1 protein-coding gene is annotated in these 2,573 nt (G+C 52.8%); it reads right to left on the minus strand.

What is annotated here, in order from left to right; all coding sequences use genetic code 11:
• A partial coding sequence (locus ACFSX3_RS30450) for a condensation domain-containing protein (protein WP_379313664.1) occupies window positions 1-2,558 on the minus strand: 2,558 nt, incomplete at its 3' end.
• Window positions 2,559-2,573: the final 15 nt, after the last annotated feature.

The following is a 2,573-nucleotide window of genomic DNA, read 5'->3' on the forward strand; positions in this document are numbered from 1 at the left end:
AACCGTTCAGACTCGAATACGACGGCCATAGCTTTCGGCGTCTGCTTCACCTGCTGCTCGAACAGCGCGTGGATTGTTTGGTCCTTCGGATACTCCGTCTTCGTATCATTAAACACCGTCAGCAGTTGATGTTTCTCTTCTTCCCCAGCCAGCTCGATCTCGCCCAGACGCAAGTCCGCCCGTGCCGCCACTTGCTCCAGAATGGTCTCCAAATGACTAATGACTCGTTCGATGGTATCTTTGCAGTGTTCCGAGGCATTGAAATCGATTTTAATGCCGAGCCGGTTCGACTGCACATACATCATGACGCTTAACGAATAATTGGTATGCTCGAATCCTCGGAAATCAGTGATCTGAAAATCCTGATCATCGGATTGCCCGCTTATGTCATAGACTTCCGGATAGTTCTGGAACACAAATAGATGATCGATCAAGTTTTGTTTCAGATCCGATTGTGCTTGAATCTCGGCCAAAGAGATGTATCCGGCCTTCTCCGAATCGAGCGCTCGTTGCTGCAACCGTTGGACCGTTTCGATGAACGTATCCGCATTTTCGTTCGGGCTTAGCCGAACCGGCACCGTGTTGATAAACAGCCCTACCATGTTCTCGACGCCGTCGATTTCCGCAGGGCGCCCCGACACAACCGCGCCGAATACCACGTCATCGGTATTATTGTAGCTGCGCAGCAACATCCCCCATGCCGTCTGCATCATGCTGTTCATCGTAACCTGATGGCGTTTGCTCAATTGTGCCAAACGCTCGGTCAATATCTCCGAGAACGAATGATGAATTTCCTCCAGCTCGTACGCCCCATTGGCAGAAGAATTGCCACTTGCAGGCATCGACGTCCGCTGCTCATATCCCGCCAAGTAATCTCTCCAGTAGCCCCGCGCTTCTTCGCGATCCTGCTCTTCCAGCCACTTGATGAAGTGGATATAGGGCTTCACGGCAGGCACATCGATCGCTTTGCCGCTGCAAAGCTGCGCGTACATATAGAAGAACTCTTTGACCACATTGCCCATGCACCAGCCGTCCATCAAGATATGATGGTTGCTCCAAATGATCTCGTACCGGCTCTCTCCCGTCTTCAATACAGCAATCCGCAATAGTACATCTTTCGTGAGATCGAACCCTCGTTCTCGATCCGATTGCTTGAACTGCTCCACATGGTGCTCGATTTCATCTTCCGTTAACCCTGTGTAATCCTCGAATTTGATCGAAGGGTAGCGCTTCTCAAGAACGATTTGCAACGGTCTTTCCAATTCCTCGTACATAAACACCGTTCGAAAGATATCGTGCCGTTCCATCAAAAGGGAGAGGCTCTTCTCCAGATGGGCTTCGTGCAGCGACCCTTGAATCGTAAACGACAATTGTTCGAAATACGCGGACGACTGCGGTTCCCTTAGCGCTTGGAACAACATGCCTTCTTGCATCGGAGACAGCGGGTATATGGAAACCATCTCGCCGCTGCCGCTGCTTGCCAGTTGCTCCCGAAGTTTATCGAAAGTGGCAAGCGTCACTTGTTCGCTGCCCACATCGCTCGAGGTCAGTTCAGTCTCGCTTTGCTGCATGCAATGCACGACGATCGAAAGCAGCTGTTTCTTGTAATTGACCAGCAAGGCTTGCATCGTGCTTTCTTGGTACTCCTGCTGGTCGTACGTCACGCTCAGCGTCAGTTTTCCGTCGATCACGTTCCCGATAATGTCCAGCGCATATGCCCGTTCCGACTGTGGACTCATTGAAGTCCCTGCGAAAAGTTCGGACATTGACATGGCGCCCACATTCAATTTCCGATCCCATTGTCCCAAGTAGTTAAAGCTGATTTCCGGCGCCATCCCGCTTTCAATTCCGCTGTTCTCCGCTGGCGTCAAATACTTCAGTGCACCGTATCCCACGCCTTTGTTCGGAATCCCTCTCAGCTTCTCCTTGAACGATTTAACCCAGTAGGCTATCCCTTCCGCCTTCTTCAATTCAAAGACGACCGGATAAATGCTCGTAAACCAACCTACCGTTCTCGTCACGTCCACGTCGTCCAATACTTCTTCCCGGCCGTGGCCCTCCAGGTGAATGGCCAGCTTCTCATGATCCGTCCATTCCTGCATCGTTAAACCGAGCGCCGCGAGCAGCACGTCGTTTATTTCCGTCCTGTACGCATGGTGCGTTCCCGTCAGCAGGTTTTTCGTTTCCGTCTCGCTTAAGCTAATCGCCGCAATTGCGCTGCTTCCGATCGTACGGGCTTCGCTGCTTTCCATGTCTTTAGGGAGCCGTTGCACGTTGGCGCTCTGCTCCTGCCGCCAATAATTGGCTTCTCTGAGCAGCTCCCGGCTCTGTGCATAGACTCCCATCCACTCCGACCATGTCCGGTACGAATGCGTTTTGCCCGGCAGCGCGACAGGTTCCCCGTGCAGCCGCTGCTCGTATCCCGCCGCGAAATCCTCCAACAGAATCCGCCAGGACACCCCGTCTACAACAAGGTGATGGATCGCAATCAGCAGATGATCGCCGCTGCCTGTCCGGAACAATCCCAGCTGCATCAGCGGGCCGGTTTCCAGATTCATCGCCTGCTGGACCTG

This window comes from Paenibacillus rhizoplanae (assembly GCF_042684125.1).
Classification (GTDB): domain Bacteria; phylum Bacillota; class Bacilli; order Paenibacillales; family Paenibacillaceae; genus Paenibacillus_AQ; species Paenibacillus_AQ rhizoplanae.